Source organism: Streptosporangium oxazolinicum (assembly GCF_039537505.1).
GTDB lineage: Bacteria > Actinomycetota > Actinomycetes > Streptosporangiales > Streptosporangiaceae > Streptosporangium > Streptosporangium oxazolinicum.
In genome coordinates this window covers 92,010-110,392 of sequence record NZ_BAABAQ010000001.1, presented here as the reverse complement: position 1 = coordinate 110,392, position 18,383 = coordinate 92,010, and the positions used below count along the sequence as shown (strand labels likewise).

Below are 18,383 nucleotides of genomic sequence, written 5' to 3'. Positions count from 1 at the left end.
GCGTCCGCGCCCCGTACGAGGGAGGGCCGGGGAGTCACCCGGTGGGCGCCGCGCGCCTCGGCTGAACGGCGTCCGCGCCCCGTACGAGGGAGGCCGGGTCAGTCCTTGTCGGCCCTGGTGGGGCGGAGCAGCGCCTCGGCCAGGGCCAGCATGGTCTCCTCCAGGGCGCCCAGGCGGCGGGTGAGGTCGGTGTGCGCGGGCTCCACGGTCTCGCTCAGGGCCTCGGAGAGCTGGTCGCGGTCGGGCAGGGTGCGGAGCGTCTCGGCGAGGGGGGCGAGCGCGGCCTCGGCCCTGATGACGCGCTCGTCCAGCGAGTCGAAGCGCTCGCGCTGCTCGTCGGTCTGAACGCCGATGAGCGCGCCGACGCCGAGGACGACCGGCAGGTCCTCCAGGCGCTCGTCCAGGCTCTCCAGGCGCTCGGCGGACTTCTCCGCGTGCCCGTCCAGCGTGGACAGCCGGGAGTCGATGACGTCCATCCGGCCGGTGAGGCGGCCCTCGATGTCGTCGAGGCGCTCGTCGAGGGTGTCGAAGCGGCCTCCGGCCGCCATGCGATGGCCGTCCAGCCGGTCGATGCGGCTGTCGATGCGGCTCTCGACGGCGGCGGCGCGCTCGTCGATCCTCGGCACGACCAGGTCGACCCTGGCGCCCACCTGCTCGATCCTGCCGCTCATCAGGTCCACCTTGCCGTTGACCTGCTCGACGGCGGCGAGCATCCGGTCGGTGGCCGTGCCGACGGTCTGCTGGAGGCTCGCCGCCAGGTCGAGCATCCCCGCCTCGACGCGCCCGGTGCGCTGGGAGAGGTCGGCCACGGCCCTGTCCAGGCGGCTGAACCGGTGCGCCGCGACGCCCATGTCGGCCTGGAGCCTGCCGAGGTGCTCGGCCAGCTCCCGTACCTGCTCGTCGAGACCCTGGGTGCCGTCCGAGATCGCCCGCAGGCGGGTGAGCACCTCGTCCACGCTCTCGCCCACGGCGCCGAGGTCGGTCCACAGGTTCGGCAGCTCGCCGAGGGGGGTGACCCGGTCGCGGACGGTGTCGACGCGGCGGCCGAGGGAGTCGATCCGCTCGCCGACGGTGTCGACGTGGTCGCGTACCGCCTCGACGTGCTGGGCCAGGCCCTCGGCCCAGGAGGGCGGGCGGGCGGCGATGTCGTCCAGCCGCCCGTGGACGGACTCCAGCGTGCCGTTCAGCCCGCCGATCTCACGCTCCCTGACCTCGCGCAGCAGCCACTCCATGCCCTCCAGTCGCTGCCGGATCTCGTCGAGCACGGCGCCCTGGGTCCGCTGCTCGTAGACGTGGTCCTGTGCCGCGCGGGCGAGGAGCTCGCGCATCCGGTCGGAGATGGCGGTCTGGCTGCCCGCCTGGAGCAGGGTGTGGTCGGAGTGATCCACGAGAGCTCCTTCGCTCGCCGACGCTCAGCCGCGCGGTTGGATTTGATGGTATTCGCTGATGAACGAGATGAAACCGCAGTCGAGAGAGAACTCCCGCCCGGCAACCTTAGCCCCTGGATCAAGGTTTTCCGACAGCGAGATTAAAAGAGAGGAATTGTCGGTTGTGCGGAAGAATTGACTATTTTGGCTGGTCAGACCGGGCTGATTCGCCGGTTAGCCGGGACTACACACGAAGGCGAACGGCCGGTCGCCGATCCGGGTGAGAATGACCACCGCGGATTCGCCGCCGGAAAGCCGGAGATCCTTCCTGAGGCGGTCGACGTCCACCGCGGAGCCGCGCTTCTTGATCGTCACATTGCCCGCGCCGCGTTCGCGGAGCGCCGCCCGCAGCCGCTTGAGCGAGAACGGCAGCGTCTCGTGGACCTCGTACCGCGACGCCCACGGTGTCGGCGTCGCGGTGTCGCCGGTGATGTAGGCGATCTGCGGGTCGAGCAGGCGCCCGCCGACCATCGCGGCGATCTCCGCGACGAGGTGGGCGCGGATCGCCGCGCCGTCCGGCTCGTAGATGTAGCGGCCCACGGGGCCGGTGCCGGGCTCGCCGAGGGCGGGGTCGGGCGTCATCGTGGCCCCGGACGGCAGGATCGTGGCCCTGCGCGCCGTCTCGCCCGCCAGCGTGCCGCACCAGATCACGGCCTCCTTGACGTCGCCCCTGTACGAGACCCACTCGGCCTCCGCGCCCTCGGGGACGAACTCGTACGGGATCCCGGGGGCGACCTTCAGGCAGGCGACCCCGGCTCGGGCCACCATCTCCAGCACGGCGGGCCAGGGCGGGGAGTAGCCCATCGGGTCGAAGGTCCTGCCCCGCGCCGTACGGCGCGCGGGGTCGGCGAACAGGACGTCGAAGGCGGCCGGGTCCAGCGTGGAGGCGTCGGCGGCGCGGACCGAGACGCGGTCGCCGAGGCCCAGGGCGTCCGCGTTGGCCTGGGCGATCGCGGCGGTGAGCGGGTCGGTGTCGACGGCCTCGACGGAGCACCCGGCCCTGGCCAGGGCGAGGAGGTCGCCGCCGATGCCGCAGCAGACGTCGGCGACCCGCGACCCGGCGGGGACGCGCCGCGCCCTGTGGTCGGCGACCTCGCGGCGGGTGGCCTGCTCCAGGCCGGTCCGGGTGAAGTACATGAGGTCGGCGTCGGCCCCGAACTTCTCCCGCGCGCGCAGCCGGAGCGTGGCCTGGGTGAGCGCCGCGGAGGTCAGGTCCGCGTCGTAGATCTTCCTTAGCCTCGTCACCGCCGCCACCGGGTCGTCGGCGGCGGTCTCGGCCGCCGCGCCCAGGGCCTCCTGGCCGCGCGGGGTCAGGAGCTCCCGGAATGCGTCGAGATTCACACCGGCCGACGCTACCGCCTCGGCCGTAGGGCTTCGCGAGGGGCTTCCACCTGGTTTGACGTTCGCGTGAAGCGGAGAAGGGGTGCTTCGTGTTGACTGTCAAGGCCACCTTGCATACTGTTCCGTATTGGCACTCTCCCGGTGAGAGTGCCAAATACATGCGACGAGGCAGGTCTGACACCCGCGACGGCAGACCGCTGGTCGCCTCTTCTAGATCATTCAAATCTGAAGGGGAGGTCCGACGTGACGACCGCCACCAAGGTTCCCGTTAAGCCGCTCGGCGACCGCATTGTGGTCCAGCCGCTTGAGGCCGAGCAGACCACCGCTTCCGGTCTGGTCATCCCGGACACCGCCAAGGAGAAGCCGCAGGAGGGCAAGGTCCTCGCGGTGGGTCCCGGCAACTGGGATGAGGAAGGCGAGAAGCGGATTCCGCTCGACGTCAGCGAGGGCGACGTGGTCCTCTACAGCAAGTACGGCGGCACCGAGGTGAAGTACAACGGCGAGGAGTATCTCGTGCTCTCCGCCCGTGACGTGCTCGCCATCATCGAGAAGTAGTTCTCGCTTCACAAAGATGACGTATCGAGCCCCGGGTCGCAGCAGCGCCCGGGGCTTTGATGCGCCGACGTACTTATAGAGAGGATTGTCATGCCGAAGACCCTGTCGTTCGAGGAGGACGCGCGCCGAGCTCTCGAGCGCGGCGTGAACGCTCTCGCGGACGCGGTCAAGGTGACGCTGGGCCCGCGCGGCCGCAATGTCGTCATCGACAAGAAGTTCGGTGCGCCGACCATCACCAACGACGGCGTCACCATCGCCCGCGAGGTCGAGCTGGAGACGCCGTACGAGAACCTGGGCGCCCAGCTGGCCAAGGAAGTGGCGACCAAGACCAACGACGTCGCCGGTGACGGCACCACCACCGCGACGGTCCTGGCCCAGGCCATGGTCCGCGAGGGTCTGCGCAACGTGGCCGCCGGAGCGCAGCCGCTCTCCCTCAAGCGCGGCATCGACATCGCGGCCAAGGCCGTGAGCGACCGGCTGATCGAGTCGGCCCGCCCGGTCGAGGACAAGAAGGAGATCGCGAACGTCGCGACGATCTCCGCGCAGGACGCCAAGATCGGCGAGCTGATCGCCGAGGCGTTCGACAAGGTGGGCAAGGACGGTGTCATCACCGTCGAAGAGTCCAACAGCATGGGCCTGGAGCTGGAGTTCACCGAGGGTCTCCAGTTCGACAAGGGCTACCTGTCCCCCTACATGGTGACCGACCAGGAGCGCATGGAGGCGATCCTGGAGGACCCCTACATCCTGATCACCCAGGGCAAGATCGCCTCGGTCGCGGACTTCCTGCCGCTGCTCGAGAAGATCGCGCAGACGAAGAAGGCCCTGCTGGTCATCGCCGAGGACGTCGAGGGCGAGGCCCTCGCGGTCCTCGTCACGAACAAGATCCGTGGCACCTTCACCTCCGTCGCCGTCAAGGCGCCGGGCTTCGGTGACCGCCGTAAGGCCATGCTGCAGGACATCGCCATCCTCACCGGGGGCCAGGTCGTCAGCGAGGAGATCGGCCTCAAGCTGGAGCACGTCGGCCTGGAGGTGCTGGGCACCGCCCGGCGCGTCGTCATCACCAAGGACTCCACCACCGTCGTCGACGGTGCCGGTGAGGCCGCGGCGATCGCCGACCGCGTCAAGGAGATCAAGCTCGCCATCGAGCAGTCCGACTCCGACTGGGACCGCGAGAAGCTCCAGGAGCGTCTCGCCAAGCTCTCCGGCGGCGTCTGCGTGCTCAAGGTCGGCGCGGCCACCGAGGTGGAGCTGAAGGAGAAGAAGCACCGCCTGGAGGACGCCATCTCGGCGACGCGTGCGGCGATCGAGGAGGGCATCGTCTCCGGCGGTGGCTCCGCGCTCATCCACGTCTCCAAGGTCCTCGACGACCTGGGCCTGACCGGCGACGAGGCGACCGGTGTCTCCATCGTCCGCAAGGCTCTCGTCGAGCCGGCCCGCTGGATCGCGGAGAACGCCGGTCTCGAGGGCTACGTCGTGACGGCGAAGGTCGTCGAGCTGCCCGTCGGCCAGGGCCTCAACGCCGCCACCGGCGAGTACGGCGACCTGATCGCCCAGGGCGTCATCGACCCGGTCAAGGTCACCCGCTCGGCCGTCCAGAACGCGGCCTCCATCGCCGGCATGCTGCTGACGACCGAGGCCCTCGTGGTGGACAAGCCCGAGGAGGAGGCCCCGGCCGCCGGCGGCCAGGGTCACGGCCACGGTCACGGTCACTGATCCCCGTACGGTTCCGCGCGGCTCGCGTCTCCCCGGAGGCGCGAGCCGTTCGCGTTTTGCGGTAAACCAAAAACGATCTCAGGCGTCCCGCCGGGCGGAAGACCAAACGCGGTTCTAACGAATAGCCGACGTATTTGGCAATCGAATGAAATATTTGCACATTCTGTAGTCGTCGCCGTCGCCGTTTGATTACGCCCCGTTATCTCCGCCTCAATGTGACCAATCCGTAGCCGTTTGCGATGACGACAGTCACTATCGGGGCGGGCATCATGCCTAACGTGACCGAGGGATGCGTCGCCGACGCCAAAAATGGGGTGAGGCTTGCGACGAGGTCCGATGGGGTCGCCCATAGGGATGATCTCAAGGATCTGACGAGCCTCGCCGTTCAGGGGGATCGCACCGCGATCGAATCTCTGATCGCGCAACTGCGGCCGATGGTCGTCCGATATTGCCGTGGTCGTCTGGGCCGGGTTTCCGGTCAGTATCACATCGCGGACGACGTGGCCCAGGAAGTATGCATAGCGGTGCTCTCCGCACTGCCCCGCTACCGTGACATGGGGCGCCCGTTCGCGTCCTTCGTCTTCGGCATCGCGTCTCACAAGGTGGCCGACGCGCTGCGCAGCTCCGTGCGATCCGCCGTGCCCACCCAGGACCTTCCTGACGGGCCCGACGAGGGGCCGGGGCCGGAGGAGACCGTGGTGCGTTACATCGAGGCCGAGCACGCCCGCCGGCTGCTGTCGAGGCTGCCGGACAACCAGCGCGAGCTCCTCATGCTTCGGGTGGTGTCGGGCCTTTCCGCCGAGGAGACCGGTAATGTACTTGGCATGTCACCAGGTGCGGTTCGCGTGGCCCAGCACAGGGCGCTGGCCCGGCTACGAGCGATGGCGGAGCTGGAGTCGATAGCTTGACCGCGGAGCTGTCGAGCAGGGGGCGCGAGCGGAAGCCCGAACCGCGGGGCGGGGCTCGCGACGACCCGGAGCGAGAACGATCATGACAACGGTTCACCCGCGACGTCCGGCTCGGAGATACGGGCCGGACGAGGACCCGTCGGTAGCCGAGACCGACGAGCTCGTGGAGGCGCTCTCGGGCAGGACGCCCGTCTCCACCTCAGACGCCGCGGTCGCCCTGCTGGCGGCCCTGATCGACGACGTGGATCAGCGGTGTTCCTCGGTGTCGATCACGCCGTCCACGTAACCACGGGCGTATTCCCAGCTCACGTAGTCGGTGGGGTTGGGCTGGTAGGCGGGCTCGTGCACCTGGGGCTTACCGTTCTCGATCATCTGGCGCAGGTTGCCGCGCAGCAGCTCCCAGTCGAAGTAGTGCTGCTCCCCGCATTCGGGGCAGTCGAGCACCAGGCCGAGCACGCCCTGGGGCTCAAGCAATGAGCGGAAGACCTCCACGTCGGCGAGGTCGGTCATCGCCTCGTCACGCTCGTCGGTCGTCAGCGGCTCGGGATCGTCGGGACCGCCCAGCGCCGCCGCCGGGTCGTCGGGGTCATCCGCGAACGGGTCGCGAGGGACATCGTCGAGCACGCTCCCACCTTATGGCCTGGATGTGACAGACAGGTTGCGAACTGTACAAGTAGGACGCTACAGGGCGGGCCAGGCAGGTCGAAGGCCCTACGGGGGCGGGAGATCTCCGCTTCCCGCTTCCGAACCACCGCTCGGCCCCAGGCCGGAGGCCCCGTGGGGCGGGAGATCTCCGCTTTCCGCTTCCGAACCACCGCTCGGCCCCAGGCCGGAGGCTTCGTAGGGGCGGGAGATCTCCGCCTCCTGCTTCCGAACCACCGCTCGGCCCCAGGCCGGAGACCCCGTGAAGCGGGAGACCCTAGACGAGCCAGCCGCGCCGGCTGGCCTCCACCCCCGCCTGGAACCGCGACTGCGCCCCCAGCTCGGCCATCGCGTCGGCGAACCTGGCGCGCACCGTACGGACCGAGACGCCCAGCTGCCGGGCGATCATCTCGTCGGGGACGCCCTGGCCGGCGAGCCGCAGCACCCGGACCACCCCGTCGTCGCGGTAGGTCCAGGGCAGGCGGGCCGCGCGGGCCCACAGCTCCTCGAAGAGCGAGCGCAGCGCGGCCACCACGACGGGAGCCCTGACCAGGTGGAAGTTGTAGGCGTTCTCGGCCAGCGCGCCGCCCCACTGGGCGGGCATGCCCGCGGCGTCGTCCCCCGCGACGAGGAACCAGCTCGGCAGCGTGTCGAGGGTGCGCACCTCGGCCCCGGCCTCCTCGAACTGGTCCAGCTTGTCGCGCAGACCGGGGATCTCCAGGGTGTGGACCGGGATGGCGACCCGGCAGGAGAGCAGACCGGCGCGCTGGGCCCCGATCCACTGGTCGGCGTAGCGGTGCGCGAAGTCGCTCATCGTCCGCCTGTCGGGAATGCCCGACAGCAGCTTCAGCGGCGGGGCCTGGACCGCCATGCCGATCACGCTCTCGTAGAGCTCTTCGGCCCCTCCGACCAGGTCCACGGAGAACTGGCCGCTCTGGTAGTCGCGCCCGGCGTCGTACTGGTGGATGAAGCCGCGGATCGAGCCGAGCACGGTGTCGATCCTGCGGCTCTCGGCGGCCAGCCGGTCCAGCCTTTCCGCGATCAGATGGCCGAGGGCCGCGGCCGGGTGGCGGGCGAGGTACTCACCCGCCTGCTCGTCGACCACCCCTAGACGTACCAGGGTGGCCAGCTCGCGGCCGAGCAGATCGGGCGAGCCGTTGGTGGCCTGGGCGAGTTCGGCGCAGGTGGCGCGGTGCAGGCGCAGGACCGCGTTGTAGAGGGCCGTCTGGTCCGGGGTGAGCCCCAGGGTCTCCAGCGGATCGGGCAGTGCGGGGGTGTCGGTGCGCATCGGTGAGGGACTCCTGCAAGTGACACGAGGTCTGGCGAGGATAACCCGGCGAATCATCCCTGTCCGGGCGTTGCTTCTACTCGGTTCCCGCTCGGCCTCCGCTCGCCCGCCGTCGTGTGCAGCTTCGTGCAATTGCACGTTTGGACATTGCGAGGCGAACGCATCGTGACGCACCCTTGACGCAGCGTCGGCACAAGGCGCGGATCACACCACCATCCGGATGCGGAGGGGGGTTCGGTTGGTGTCAGGGCGTCTCCGCGCCGACGCCGGTGATCCGAGGGGCCGAGCGGGTCACCGACCGCTCGGTCCCTCGCTATTCCCCCGGGTCCTCGGGGGCCCGTCTTTCCCCCGGGCCCCCCGGGACCCGCCTCTTCCCTCGGCCCTCTCCCCGTTTCCCTCGGCCCTCTCCCCGCGACCTTCCTGCCTCGCCTTTCCCCCGGGTCCACCGGGTTTGGCGCCAGACTCTAAACTGTGATCCGGGGGTCGGCGCCTTTCCCCGTCATGAGAGCGCCGCGGCAGGAGGGTTGCAGATGGCCAAGTTCACCGAGCCGGGGCTCACGTTCGACGACGTGCTCCTCGTTCCCGCGTATTCGGACCTGCAGCCGGGGCAGGCCGACACCACCACGCGGCTGTCTCGGGGCATCACCCTGCGCATCCCGCTGGTCTCGGCGGCGATGGACACCGTGACCGAGGCCCGCATGGCGGTCGCGATGGCACGCCAGGGCGGCATCGGCGTCCTGCACCGCAACCTGTCGATCGAGGACCAGGCCCAGCAGGCCGACCTCGTCAAGCGCTCCGAGGCCGGGATGGTCACCAACCCGGTCACCTGCTCCCCGGACGAGACGCTGGCCGACGTCGAGCGCCTCTGCGCGACGTACCGGATCTCCGGCGTTCCGGTGACCGACGAGACCGGCGTGCTCGTCGGCATCGTCACCAACCGCGACATGCGCTTCGAGACCGATGAGAACCGTCCGGTCCGCGAGGTCATGACCCCGATGCCGCTGGTCACCGCGCCGGTCGGGGTCTCCACCGACGACGCGTTCGCGCTGCTCAAGCAGAACAAGATCGAGAAGCTCCCGCTGGTCGACGCCGGGGGGCGGTTGCGCGGGCTCATCACCGTCAAGGACTTCACCAAGAGCGAGCAGTATCCCCTCGCCACCAAGGACGCCGACGGCCGGCTCGTCGTGGGGGCGGCCGTCGGTGTCGGGGGCGACGCGGAGAAGCGGGCGATCGCGCTGATCGAGGCCGGGGTCGACGTGATCGTGGTGGACGTCGCGCACGGCCACTCCAAGGGCCTCGCCGACATGATCGCGAAGATCAAGTCCAACAGCCGGGTCGACGTGATCGGCGGTAACATCGCCACCCGCGCGGGCGCCCAGATGCTGGTCGACGCCGGGGTCGACGCCGTCAAGGTCGGGGTCGGGCCCGGCTCCATCTGCACCACCCGCGTGGTCGCCGGTGTCGGCGCCCCGCAGGTGACGGCGATCCACGAGGCGTCCCTGGCCGCCGGTCCCGCCGGGGTGCCGGTGATCGGCGACGGCGGCCTGCAGTATTCGGGCGACATCGTCAAGGCCATCGCGGCCGGGGCCGACACGGTCATGCTCGGCTCCCTCCTGGCGGGCTGCGAGGAGTCCCCGGGGGAGCTGATCTTCATCAACGGCAAGCAGTTCAAGTCGTACCGGGGGATGGGCTCGCTCGGCGCGGTCCGCAACCGCGAGCGCGGCGGCGCCTCCTTCAGCAAGGACCGCTACGCCCAGGGTGACGTCGGCAACGAGGACAAGTTCATCCCCGAGGGCATCGAGGGACAGGTCCCCTACCGAGGCCCGGTCGCCGCGGTGGCCCACCAGCTCATCGGTGGCCTGCGCCAGGGCATGTGGTACGCCGGGTGCCGTACGGTCACCGACATGCACGTGCGGTGCGAGCTGATGCCGATCACGGCGGCGGGCCTCAAGGAGAGCCACCCGCACGACATCCAGATGACGGTCGAGGCTCCCAACTACCACGGTCGCTAGGGCGGCGCGCGCCGCGCCCGCGGAAGAACGTGGTGTGCGCCCCGCACGCACGAGACGCCGCGCGCCCGGCCGTACCGCATGGAACGCGGCGTGCATGGCGCACGCACGGAACGGGCGTGCGCTGCGCACGCATGGAACGCGGCGTGCGCTGTGCACGCACGGAACGGGAAAGACAGACATATGACTCAGGTGGAGATCGGCCGCGGCAAGAACGGCCGTCGTGCCTACGCGCTCGACGAGATCGGCATCGTTCCGTCCCGGCGCACCCGCGACCCGGAGGAGGTCTCGATCGCCTGGCAGATCGACGCCTACCGCTTCGAGCTGCCCGTCGTGGTGAGCCCGATGGACAGCGTGGTCTCGCCGAAGACCGCCATCGAGGTCGGCAGGCTCGGCGGTCTCGCCGTGCTCGACCTCGAAGGGCTCTGGACCCGGTACGACGACCCGATGCCGCTGCTGGAGGAGGTGGCCGAGCTCAAGGGCGAGCCCGCCACGAGGCGGCTGCAGGAGATCTACAACGCGCCGATCAAGGAGGAGCTGATCGGCCGCCGCATCGAGGAGATCCGCGCCGCCGGGGTGGCGACGGCCGTCCGGCTGTCCCCGCAGCGCACGGTCCAGTACCACAAGGCCGTCATCGACGCGGGCGTGGACATCTTCGTGATCCGCGGCACCACGGTCTCCGCCGAGCACGTCTCCGGCAGGGCCGAGCCGCTCAACCTCAAGCAGTTCATCTACGAGCTCGACGTCCCCGTGGTCGTCGGGGGGTGCGCCACCTACACCGCGGCGCTGCACCTGATGCGGACCGGCGCGGCCGGGGTGCTCGTCGGCTTCGGCGGCGGCGCCTCGCACACCACCCGCACGGTGCTGGGCGTGGTGGTGCCGATGGCCACCGCGATCTCCGACGTGGCCGCCGCCCGCCGCGACTACATGGACGAGTCCGGTGGCCGGTACGTCCACGTCATCGCCGACGGCGGCATGGGCACCTCCGGCGACATCGCCAAGGCGATCGCGGTGGGCGCGGACGCGGTCATGGTCGGCTCGCCGCTGGCGAGGGCCGTCGAGGCTCCCGGCAAGGGCTTCCACTGGGGGTCCGAGGCCCAGCACCACGAGCTGCCCAGGGGCAAGCGGGTCGAGTTCGGCACGGTCGGCACGCTGGAGCAGATCCTGCACGGCCCCTCCTCGGTGGCCGACGGCTCGATGAACCTGATGGGCGCCCTCAAGCGCACGATGGCCACCGCCGGATACTCCGACCTCAAGGAGTTCCAGCGGGTCGAGGTCGTCGTCGCCCCGCAGATCGGCTGACACCTCGCGGGGCAGGGCCGGATCTCACGTGATCCGGCCCTGTCGCGCGAGGGCGGGCTGTTGCGAGGCCGGACGGATCTCGCGGCCCGGCCGGTCGAGGTCTCGTGCGCGAACACCCGGCCGGGCGGGCCGGGTGTTCGCCGTCTCCCGCGCCGGTGAGATTTCCAAATGACGTGCGGGACGAAATCTGTGAGCATTCATACGTGCCAAATGATCAAGAACTCCGGGTCGCCCTCAAGGAAGGTCCCTTCCACGCCGCGCTGCGCGCCGCGGTGGAGGCTCGTGGGATGACCCTGAGCGGGCTCCGCCAGCATCTCGGGGAACGCGGTCTCCGGGTCGGGCTGACGAGCCTGAGCTACTGGCAGCAGGGCCTGCGCCGTCCCGAGCGCCCCGAGTCGCTGCGCGCGGTGCGTGCCCTGGAGGAGATCCTCGTCCTGCCGCCGCGCTCTCTCATGGCCCTTCTCGGCCCGCCCCGGCCGCGCGGGCGGGACGCGAGGGAGCTGCCGGTGGGCGCCCTGCCCTACTCCGCGATCATGGAGTCCTCCCACACGCTGTCGGCGATGATCCACGACCTGAACGGGGTGGCCGACGACCGGCGCCTGCACATCGCCGGGATGTACGAGACGCTGAGGATCGGTCCGGACCGCAGCACTGTGCGGCGCGAGACGCTCCAGGTGGTGCAGGCGCAGGAGGAGACCACCGACCGCTACATCATGGTCTACCGGGGTGATCTGGGATGCGACGTGGAGCGCGTGCGTGTACGGGCCCTGGAAGACTGCCGGGTCGGCCGGGTCCGCCGCGACGGGCCGACCGCCCTGGTCGTGGCGGAACTGCTGTTCGACCGGGTGCTGGGGATCGGCGAGACGCAGATCATCCGCTACGAGCTGGCCGACCCGAGCGGGGTGGAGACCGTCGAGTACGAGCGGGGCTTCCGGTATCCGGCCGGGCAGTACGTGCTCCGGGTGAACTTCGCCCCGGAGGCCCTCCCGGTGCGCGTCCGGCGGTTCGCCCGCCACGGCTCCGGCGCCGGGGAGCGGGACCTCGGTGAGCTCTCCCTCAACGCCCACAACGCCGTGCACCTGGTGGCCGGGTCGCTGGAACCCGGCCTGGTCGGCATCCGCTGGGACTGGCCCTGACCCGTCCGCGCCCGGCCTTCCGGCCCTATCCCTCCGGCCCTAGTGTCCTGCGTCTAAAGTTCGTCGGCTAAGTCTAGAATGGGCTGCATGGCGCGGACGGGACGGCCCAAGACTCCGGTGACACTTTCCGCTGATGAACGTGCCACATTAGAACGCTGGGCCCGGCGTGCGGAGTCCTCACAAGTCCTGGCGATGCGGTCGAAGATCGTGCTGGCGTGCGCGGACGGTCTGGACAACATCGAGATCGCCGCCGCCTTGCGGATTCACCGTGACACGGTGTCCGAATGGCGGCGGCGGTTCGTCCGGCTGCGACTGGAGGGGCTGATGGACGAACAACGCCCCGGCCGCCCGCCCTCGATCACCCTGGATCAGGTCGAGCAGGTGGTGGTGACGACCTTGGAGCAGGTGCCGAAGAACGCCACCCACTGGTCGAGGACCTCGATGGCCACCCGAAGCGGACTGTCGAAGTCCACGATCGGGCGGATCTGGCGTGACTTCGGCCTCAAGCCCCACCAGGCCGGCACCTTCAAGCTGTCGAGTGATCCGCTGTTCGTGGAGAAGGTCGTCGACGTCGTGGGGCTGTATCACAACCCGCCCGAGCGGGCCGTGGTGTTGTGCGTGGATGAGAAGTCCCAGATCCAGGCCTTGGACCGCTCACAGCCGGTGCTGGCGATGATGCCGGGCATGCCCGAGCGGCGCACCCATGACTACGTCCGCAACGGGATCACCAGCCTGTTCGCCGCCTTCAATGTCGCCGACGGCACCGTCATCGGTGAACTGCACCGCCAGCATCGCGCCGCCGAGTTCAAGAAATTCCTGATCACGATCGACAAGAGCGTCCCCGCGGACTTGGACGTTCATCTGGTCTGCGACAACTACGGCACGCACAAGACCCCGGCGATCAAAGCGTGGCTGGCCCGTCATTCCCGCTTCCACATGCATTTCACCCCGACCGGCTCCTCCTGGATCAACCAGGTCGAGCGCTGGTTCGGCTTCTTGACCGACCAGATGATCCGGCGCGGAGCGCACAAAAGCGTGCAAGCCCTGGAGGCCGACATCCGCGCCTGGATCGACGACTGGAACGACAACCCGCGCCCGTTCGTCTGGAAGAAGACCGCCGAGGAGATCCTCGAATCCTTAGCCCGATATTGCCGACGAATTTCTGGCGCAGGACACTAGTGTTGAGTGCTCCCCGCGCCCGCGGGGATGGCCCCTTCGGCGGGAAGGACAACACCTTCAACTCGAAGTGTTCCCCGTGCCTGCGGGGATGGTCCCTGCACCGTGAGTGGCTGACTGAGATGAAGCGTGTGCTCCCCACACGCGCGGGGATGGTCCCTCGGTGTTGGGGTCGTCGGCGTTGCCGGTGGCGTGCTCCCCGCAAGCGCGGGGATAGTCCCGCGCCATGCTGGTAATACGCTCTGCCTGTTGCTTCTCGCATCTACGGCGTAACCCATCAGTAGTCGGGGGCGCGGTCGATCAGTTCGGCGACTTCGGTGGGGGAGGCGCGGAAGTAGCGGGCGGTGGTTTCGATGGAGGTGTGGCCGAGGAGGGCTTGGATCTGGGCGTGGTCGGCGTCGGCTTCGCGTAGCCGGGTGGCGTAGGTATGCCGCAACCGGTGCGGGCGCAGACCCGGCAAGCCGGCGTCCTTGCCGACCGCGCGGACCACGTCGGTGACGCCATCGACCGACAGCCGTCCGCGCTGGCCGACCCACAGCCCGTCCTCGACCGTCTCCGCCAGGGCGGGCCGCGCGGCCAACAGCTCGGCCCGCACCTGCAGCCATGCGGTCAGCCGTTCGCGGGCCGGGACGGGCAGCGGGACGGTGCGGACCTCATCTCCCTTGCCGTGCAGGCGGGCGGTGCCGCTGCGCGCGGTGATGGGAACGTCTCCGACGCGTAGGCGCTGGCATTCCTCGGCGCGGGCTCCGGCGCCGAGCAGCAGGGCAATGAGGGCTGTGTCGCGGGGTCCGCGCCGGTCGGCGGCGCGGCGGACCGCGTTTTCCTGCGCCCGTGACAACGCCTCCGGAGCCCCGGGCTTGGGCACCCGGGCGCGCTTGACCGCCAGCCGCAGTGCGGGTCCGTGTTCATACAGCAGCGTGACGGCGGCCAGCGCTTGGTTCACCGTCGCTGGCGACGCCCCCGCGGCCAGCAGGTGGCGGCGCCAGGCGGTGACGGCGGCTTCGGCGCCGACCAGGTCGACGAACGCGTCCGCGTGCTCGGCCGCCTGAGCGAGCAACCACTCCCGGTAGGCCAACGCCTGGCGCCGGTAGGCGGTCACGGTGTTCTTCGCGAGCGCGCACCGATCGAGATGCGTGCCGAACGCGGCCAACGCCATCTCCGCGGCGGCCGCCACCGACCCCGGCTCACGGCCCGGCCGGAGCAGCACCACGTTGCCCGCCCCGGAGCCACCCTGATCGGCAACGCGGTTGTCGACTCGGCTGCCGTCTCGCTCGCCATTGTGATCGTCAACCTGGTTGCCGGTCTCGCCGTCGCCACCGTTGTTGATCTTGCTGTCGGCGCTCGCGGTCACTCGCCGGACCCCTCTCCTTATTATCCGGGGAGTTTTTCCGGCGTTAGCCGTCCCGCCGCCCTGTGACTTTCAGTGATCATTGGCAGAGGATCTTCGCTGGTAAATGGCATGTTCTGCCGTCAGCCTGGTGACGTTGTGCTGCTTAGTGATCTTCTGGCGTTTCAGGTGGTGGCGTGGCTGGGCGGGTCGAATGGATGGTCTCGATGCCATCTGTCGTTGGCGATGGCCCGTACTACGCCGCCGGCTTTCCATCCACTAAGCAGCCATACCTGGCTTAGCCCGTCGGGTAGTCGCGGGGACCTGCTGGGGAGCGGTCTACCGAAAGACAATCCGTCGTAGACGGGGAAGCTGAATGCTGATGGACGCACGTGGAGGAGAAGATGCCGCTCCTCAAGGCCTGTCGCGGCGAGCTTGTCGATCTTAGATTGCATCGTCGGGGTGTTCAGGACCGCCGACAGTTCCTCGACCAGCGGTTCGATGCCCTCTTTCAGGAAACCACCGACGCCGCGGACGCAGACATACGCTCGGGCCTCAGACATCTGCGTCGCCCCGGCCAGGGGTGGGATGACGAAGGCCCGCACGCCTTTGTGGAACAGTGCTGCGGCGTCAGCATCCTGTGCTGCTGCATGATCTAGTTCGGTGACGCCCAGGGCCTCGCAGCGTGGCAGTATCTTGTCGATCAGGCGCAGGTCGGAGGGGTGGAATTGCAGTGGGACCTGCACGTACCAGACGCGTGTCAGGCCGGAGATGGCTCGGCGGCTTCCTCTGCTGTTCAGATAGCCGGTGATCGCCTCGTCGCGTGACCCGATAGAGGAGACCTCCAGTGCCGCGGTCCGCCCGTCCGGGTAGTGGACCATCGCGTCGACGACGCGCTGCCGTCCGCCGGTGTCGAAGTGCTCCACCCTGGCGTTCAGCACGTGGCGTACCACCTCGAAGGCGAATTGTTCCTCGGGACGTTGCCGGCTCACAGCGCTGGCACCTCTTTCTTGCTCGCCTGACGTGGCTGCTTTGTTCGACGGTGGGCATCGCGCTGAGGTTGGCCGCTGTTGCGCTAAAGCGTGCCGATGACCAGCGATTCGCGGGCGGTTTCGACGACTTCCTTGGTGATGGTACGCAGGTCGTTGATCTCTAGGATGCGGGTGATCTGCGCGAATAGGCGGTGTACGAGGCGGAAGTTGCCGACGGTGATCCGGTAGACCGCAGCCAGGGCTTCGGTATCGGTGAAGTCGCCGACCGATAGGGGAAGTCCGATCCGGTTCCAGTGGTGGTGCAGGACGAAGGTGAGCTCGTCGGGCGATAGCGGCCGGTATTCGTGGACGAAGCCGATCCGGCTGTACAGCTGCGGGTAGCGGGCCAGGCGCTTTTCGATGCCGGGCATGCCGATGAGGATCAATCCCAGCTCAGCTCGGTCGTAGTGGTCGCGGACGACCTCCAGCGCGGTGGTCTTGAGCCGGTCGGCTTCATCCACGATCACCAGGTCGGTGTAGGCGTGGGGTGTGTAGGTGCTGGTGTATCGGTCGGGGAACAGGTGGCCTTCGATCGCCGAGCTGAGCTGGGAGCTGATGCCGCGCAGTTCGGAGCTGATCTGACGCAGGGAGGCGACGACTGGTGCGGTGTACATCGCGGTGCGTACGGCCAGCGCCTGCGGCGGAAGGGGCGAATCGTCGCAGAAACGCTGCGGTAGGTAGCGCTCGATGAGGTCCCATCTCGCGTAGTGACGGGCCGACAGGGTCTTGCCGACGCCGGGAGGTCCGTAGCACAGGCCGATGTAGCGCTCGCGGCGGCAGGCCTCGGCGAACTCGGTGAATCGCCGGTGCTCCTTGGTTACAAGGAACGGCCGCTCATTATCTGGCGAAGGTTTCTGTTCGGGGGGCGGGGCGGTGTCCATGTCGTGGTCATTCCTCTCGATATCGCTTGAGCCGCGGCCGCGCGGGAACCGGTGGCGCCGGGTCGGCGGCGGGTGCCTCAGGTAGGGGCAGGTCGGATGGAGATGGGCGATGAACGTCGATCAGGCGATCGACCACGCTGGCCCGCTCACGAAGCTGAGAACGCAGATCACGACGCCGGGCGTTGCGTGCCGCGGTGATGTCCTTCAGGCTGATCGTGCGGCTGGCGAGCTCGGGGCAGATGGCCTGGCACAGGAACTGCTCGCGGTGAAAAACCCGGACCTCGGCCATGTCGCGGGGGTCGTAGCGGATGATGACGCGCTCGCCGACGTAGGCGGCCAGCAGCGGGTCCAGGTAGCGCAGGGATTGAAAGTGGATCCCATCGGGGTGGATCGTGCGCGGCTTGGCGACGGTGAGCAGCAGGAGGTCCAGCTGCTCCAGGGAGCCGGGCAGACGGGGCAGGAAGGAACCTGATTCCCAGCGTTGCTGCGGTGGGGCGCCGGTTTCGCTGTGCGGGGTGAGGTTGTAGACCTCTCGGACGAAGCGGCCGATGGCTTCCTCCAGCTCGGCCAGGCTCAGTTGCGCCCGCCCGGCACGGTCGGGCGTGCCGCGCGGGGCGTATCCGGGCAGGTGCGCCAAGCACTGCTGGTTGACGGTGCGAAAGAGGCGCTCGACTTTCCCGCGGCCGCGCGGCTGCCCCGGCAGGGAGAAGAAAGGGCGGGTCCGCAGGTCGGCCATCACCTGCTCCAGATGCACCGAGGTGAAATCGGATCCGTGGTCAACGTGGAAGGCCTCGGGGATGCCGCACACGTGCCAGTCGGGCTCGGCCTTTCGCCAGATCGCTTGGCGGAAGGCCAGCGCGGTCGTCAGTGCTGAGGGTGCGCTGAGATTGACGGCGTAGCCGGCGACCGCTCGCGAGTAGTCGTCCTCGATCACCGTCAGCCAGGGCCGCCCCGGTTTTCCGGAAGGGGTGATCACCCACAGGTCCAGCTGGGTGTGGTCGGCCTGCCAGATCTGGTTGGGCCGCTCGGCTTGGCGGCGGTGGATCAGGTCGAACAATTCCCGGTAGCGGGCGGTCCCTTCGTGGGCGAGTACCGACAGGGCGGGATCGAGGCGGTGGGTGATGTCGTACACGGTGGCGTAGGAGGGGATGGGCCAGCCGCGCTGGGCGGCGACCTCGGCACTGTGGCGGTGTACGGTCGCGATGCTCGGCCGCGGCCGCCGCAGGGCGAGGCCTTCGATCAGCAGGACGAGCTCATCCGGTATCCGGCGTCGGCCTTTGTCAGCACGCGGTTGCCGGGCCAGACCGGTTAGGCCGTCGCGGCGGTAGGCGCTCAGCCATCGCCGCAGCGTTCGTTCCGGGATGCCCGCCGTCTCGGCCAAGCGGACGATCGGGACGGCGTCATCGAGATGAGGCCGAAGGATCATCAAGCGGTCCATCGCCGACTGTCGCTGGGGCTCGGTCAGTTCAGTCAGCGCAGGCGGCGTGGTGAGCGGCTGGGGTGGATCTTCCGGTTGGTTCGCCGCGAGTGAGGTCATACCGTCAGAATCGCCGCCCCGATGATCGCCTGCTTGCTGTTCCACAACCTTGGAAGTGGAACACCCCGCCCGTGTCGGCCGCCAAGCTTCGAAAACCAGCCTCGGAGCGT

At 69.1% G+C, this 18,383-nt stretch carries 16 protein-coding genes; 8 read left to right on the top strand and 8 right to left on the bottom strand.

The annotated features are described in order from the left end of the window. Nucleotides 1-98: 98 nt before the first annotated feature. Together ABD817_RS00450 and ABD817_RS00445 are read right to left on the bottom strand one after the other, a co-directional pair. Nucleotides 99-1,388 (bottom strand): hypothetical protein, encoded by a 1,290-nt coding sequence (locus ABD817_RS00450; RefSeq protein WP_344913652.1) that lies wholly within the window; start codon nucleotides 1,386-1,388, stop codon nucleotides 99-101. 213 nt (nucleotides 1,389-1,601) lie between these two features. Next, nucleotides 1,602-2,768, bottom strand: a complete 1,167-nt coding sequence (locus ABD817_RS00445; protein ID WP_344913649.1) for a class I SAM-dependent methyltransferase — start codon at nucleotides 2,766-2,768, stop codon at nucleotides 1,602-1,604. A gap of 243 nt (nucleotides 2,769-3,011) precedes the next feature. Between ABD817_RS00445 and groES the strand changes: the two genes are divergently transcribed. From groES to ABD817_RS00425, 4 genes are all read left to right on the top strand, one after another. After that, a complete protein-coding gene (gene groES, locus ABD817_RS00440) occupies nucleotides 3,012-3,323 on the top strand; it encodes a co-chaperone GroES (RefSeq protein WP_329090052.1) in 312 nt (103 codons plus the stop codon). Nucleotides 3,324-3,413: 90 nt separating this feature from the next. After that, on the top strand, nucleotides 3,414-5,036 hold the full coding sequence (gene groL / locus ABD817_RS00435) for a chaperonin GroEL (RefSeq protein WP_344913646.1): 1,623 nt from the start codon (nucleotides 3,414-3,416) through the stop codon (nucleotides 5,034-5,036). 269 nt (nucleotides 5,037-5,305) lie between these two features. Further along, a complete protein-coding gene (locus ABD817_RS00430; protein ID WP_329090055.1) occupies nucleotides 5,306-5,944 on the top strand; it encodes a sigma-70 family RNA polymerase sigma factor in 639 nt (212 codons plus the stop codon). A gap of 82 nt (nucleotides 5,945-6,026) precedes the next feature. After that, nucleotides 6,027-6,230, top strand: a complete 204-nt coding sequence (locus tag ABD817_RS00425) for an anti-sigma-D factor RsdA (protein ID WP_344913640.1) — start codon at nucleotides 6,027-6,029, stop codon at nucleotides 6,228-6,230. Here the strand turns inward: ABD817_RS00425 and ABD817_RS00420 are convergent. Together ABD817_RS00420 and ABD817_RS00415 are read right to left on the bottom strand one after the other, a co-directional pair. Then, nucleotides 6,191-6,568 (bottom strand): DUF5319 family protein, encoded by a 378-nt coding sequence (locus ABD817_RS00420; protein WP_344913637.1) that lies wholly within the window; start codon nucleotides 6,566-6,568, stop codon nucleotides 6,191-6,193. The genes ABD817_RS00425 and ABD817_RS00420 overlap by 40 nt on opposite strands. Nucleotides 6,569-6,863: 295 nt before the next feature. After that, nucleotides 6,864-7,874 carry a helix-turn-helix transcriptional regulator gene (locus ABD817_RS00415; protein ID WP_344913635.1) on the bottom strand — a complete coding sequence of 337 codons (1,011 nt, stop codon included), beginning with the start codon at nucleotides 7,872-7,874 and terminating at the stop codon, nucleotides 6,864-6,866. A 530-nt stretch (nucleotides 7,875-8,404) separates the two neighbouring features. Between ABD817_RS00415 and guaB the strand changes: the two genes are divergently transcribed. The 4 genes from guaB to ABD817_RS00395 all read left to right on the top strand — a co-directional run bounded on the left by guaB (nucleotide 8,405) and on the right by ABD817_RS00395 (nucleotide 13,500). Beyond that, on the top strand, nucleotides 8,405-9,886 hold the full coding sequence (guaB, locus tag ABD817_RS00410; RefSeq protein ID WP_344913633.1) for an IMP dehydrogenase: 1,482 nt from the start codon (nucleotides 8,405-8,407) through the stop codon (nucleotides 9,884-9,886). A 180-nt stretch (nucleotides 9,887-10,066) separates the two neighbouring features. Further along, the gene (locus ABD817_RS00405) at nucleotides 10,067-11,185 is read left to right on the top strand and encodes a GuaB3 family IMP dehydrogenase-related protein (RefSeq protein ID WP_344913631.1); all 1,119 of its coding nucleotides are present in this window, start codon (nucleotides 10,067-10,069) and stop codon (nucleotides 11,183-11,185) included. A 203-nt stretch (nucleotides 11,186-11,388) separates the two neighbouring features. Beyond that, nucleotides 11,389-12,321 carry a hypothetical protein gene (locus ABD817_RS00400; protein ID WP_344913628.1) on the top strand — a complete coding sequence of 311 codons (933 nt, stop codon included), beginning with the start codon at nucleotides 11,389-11,391 and terminating at the stop codon, nucleotides 12,319-12,321. A gap of 87 nt (nucleotides 12,322-12,408) precedes the next feature. Then, nucleotides 12,409-13,500: an IS630 family transposase gene (locus ABD817_RS00395; protein ID WP_344913602.1), complete on the top strand. Its 1,092-nt coding sequence runs from the start codon at nucleotides 12,409-12,411 to the stop codon at nucleotides 13,498-13,500. A gap of 274 nt (nucleotides 13,501-13,774) precedes the next feature. Here the strand turns inward: ABD817_RS00395 and ABD817_RS00390 are convergent, their stop codons facing one another. The 4 genes from ABD817_RS00390 to ABD817_RS00375 all read right to left on the bottom strand — a co-directional run bounded on the left by ABD817_RS00390 (nucleotide 13,775) and on the right by ABD817_RS00375 (nucleotide 18,273). After that, complete coding sequence (locus ABD817_RS00390; RefSeq protein ID WP_344913625.1) at nucleotides 13,775-14,848, bottom strand: tyrosine-type recombinase/integrase; 1,074 nt, start codon at nucleotides 14,846-14,848, stop codon at nucleotides 13,775-13,777. 161 nt (nucleotides 14,849-15,009) lie between these two features. Next, nucleotides 15,010-15,816 (bottom strand): hypothetical protein, encoded by an 807-nt coding sequence (locus ABD817_RS00385; RefSeq protein ID WP_344913624.1) that lies wholly within the window; start codon nucleotides 15,814-15,816, stop codon nucleotides 15,010-15,012. A gap of 83 nt (nucleotides 15,817-15,899) precedes the next feature. Then, complete coding sequence (locus ABD817_RS00380; protein WP_344913621.1) at nucleotides 15,900-16,736, bottom strand: AAA family ATPase; 837 nt, start codon at nucleotides 16,734-16,736, stop codon at nucleotides 15,900-15,902. A 7-nt stretch (nucleotides 16,737-16,743) separates the two neighbouring features. After that, a complete protein-coding gene (locus tag ABD817_RS00375; protein WP_344913619.1) occupies nucleotides 16,744-18,273 on the bottom strand; it encodes a Mu transposase C-terminal domain-containing protein in 1,530 nt (509 codons plus the stop codon). Between the last annotated feature and the right edge of the window lie 110 nt (nucleotides 18,274-18,383).

What these genes read in the sequence shown, in the direction of transcription:
- groL (WP_344913646.1), top strand. Translation starts at nt 3,414, where the DNA reads ATGCCGAAGACCCTGTCGTTCGAGGAGGACGCGCGCCGAGCTCTCGAG.
- ABD817_RS00425 (WP_344913640.1), top strand. Translation starts at nt 6,027, where the DNA reads ATGACAACGGTTCACCCGCGACGTCCGGCTCGGAGATACGGGCCGGAC.
- ABD817_RS00430 (WP_329090055.1), top strand. Translation starts at nt 5,306, where the DNA reads ATGCCTAACGTGACCGAGGGATGCGTCGCCGACGCCAAAAATGGGGTG.
- guaB (WP_344913633.1), top strand. Translation starts at nt 8,405, where the DNA reads ATGGCCAAGTTCACCGAGCCGGGGCTCACGTTCGACGACGTGCTCCTC.
- ABD817_RS00405 (WP_344913631.1), top strand. Translation starts at nt 10,067, where the DNA reads ATGACTCAGGTGGAGATCGGCCGCGGCAAGAACGGCCGTCGTGCCTAC.
- ABD817_RS00395 (WP_344913602.1), top strand. Translation starts at nt 12,409, where the DNA reads ATGGCGCGGACGGGACGGCCCAAGACTCCGGTGACACTTTCCGCTGAT.
- ABD817_RS00380 (WP_344913621.1), bottom strand. Translation starts at nt 16,736, where the DNA reads ATGGACACCGCCCCGCCCCCCGAACAGAAACCTTCGCCAGATAATGAG.
- ABD817_RS00415 (WP_344913635.1), bottom strand. Translation starts at nt 7,874, where the DNA reads ATGCGCACCGACACCCCCGCACTGCCCGATCCGCTGGAGACCCTGGGG.
- ABD817_RS00375 (WP_344913619.1), bottom strand. Translation starts at nt 18,273, where the DNA reads ATGACCTCACTCGCGGCGAACCAACCGGAAGATCCACCCCAGCCGCTC.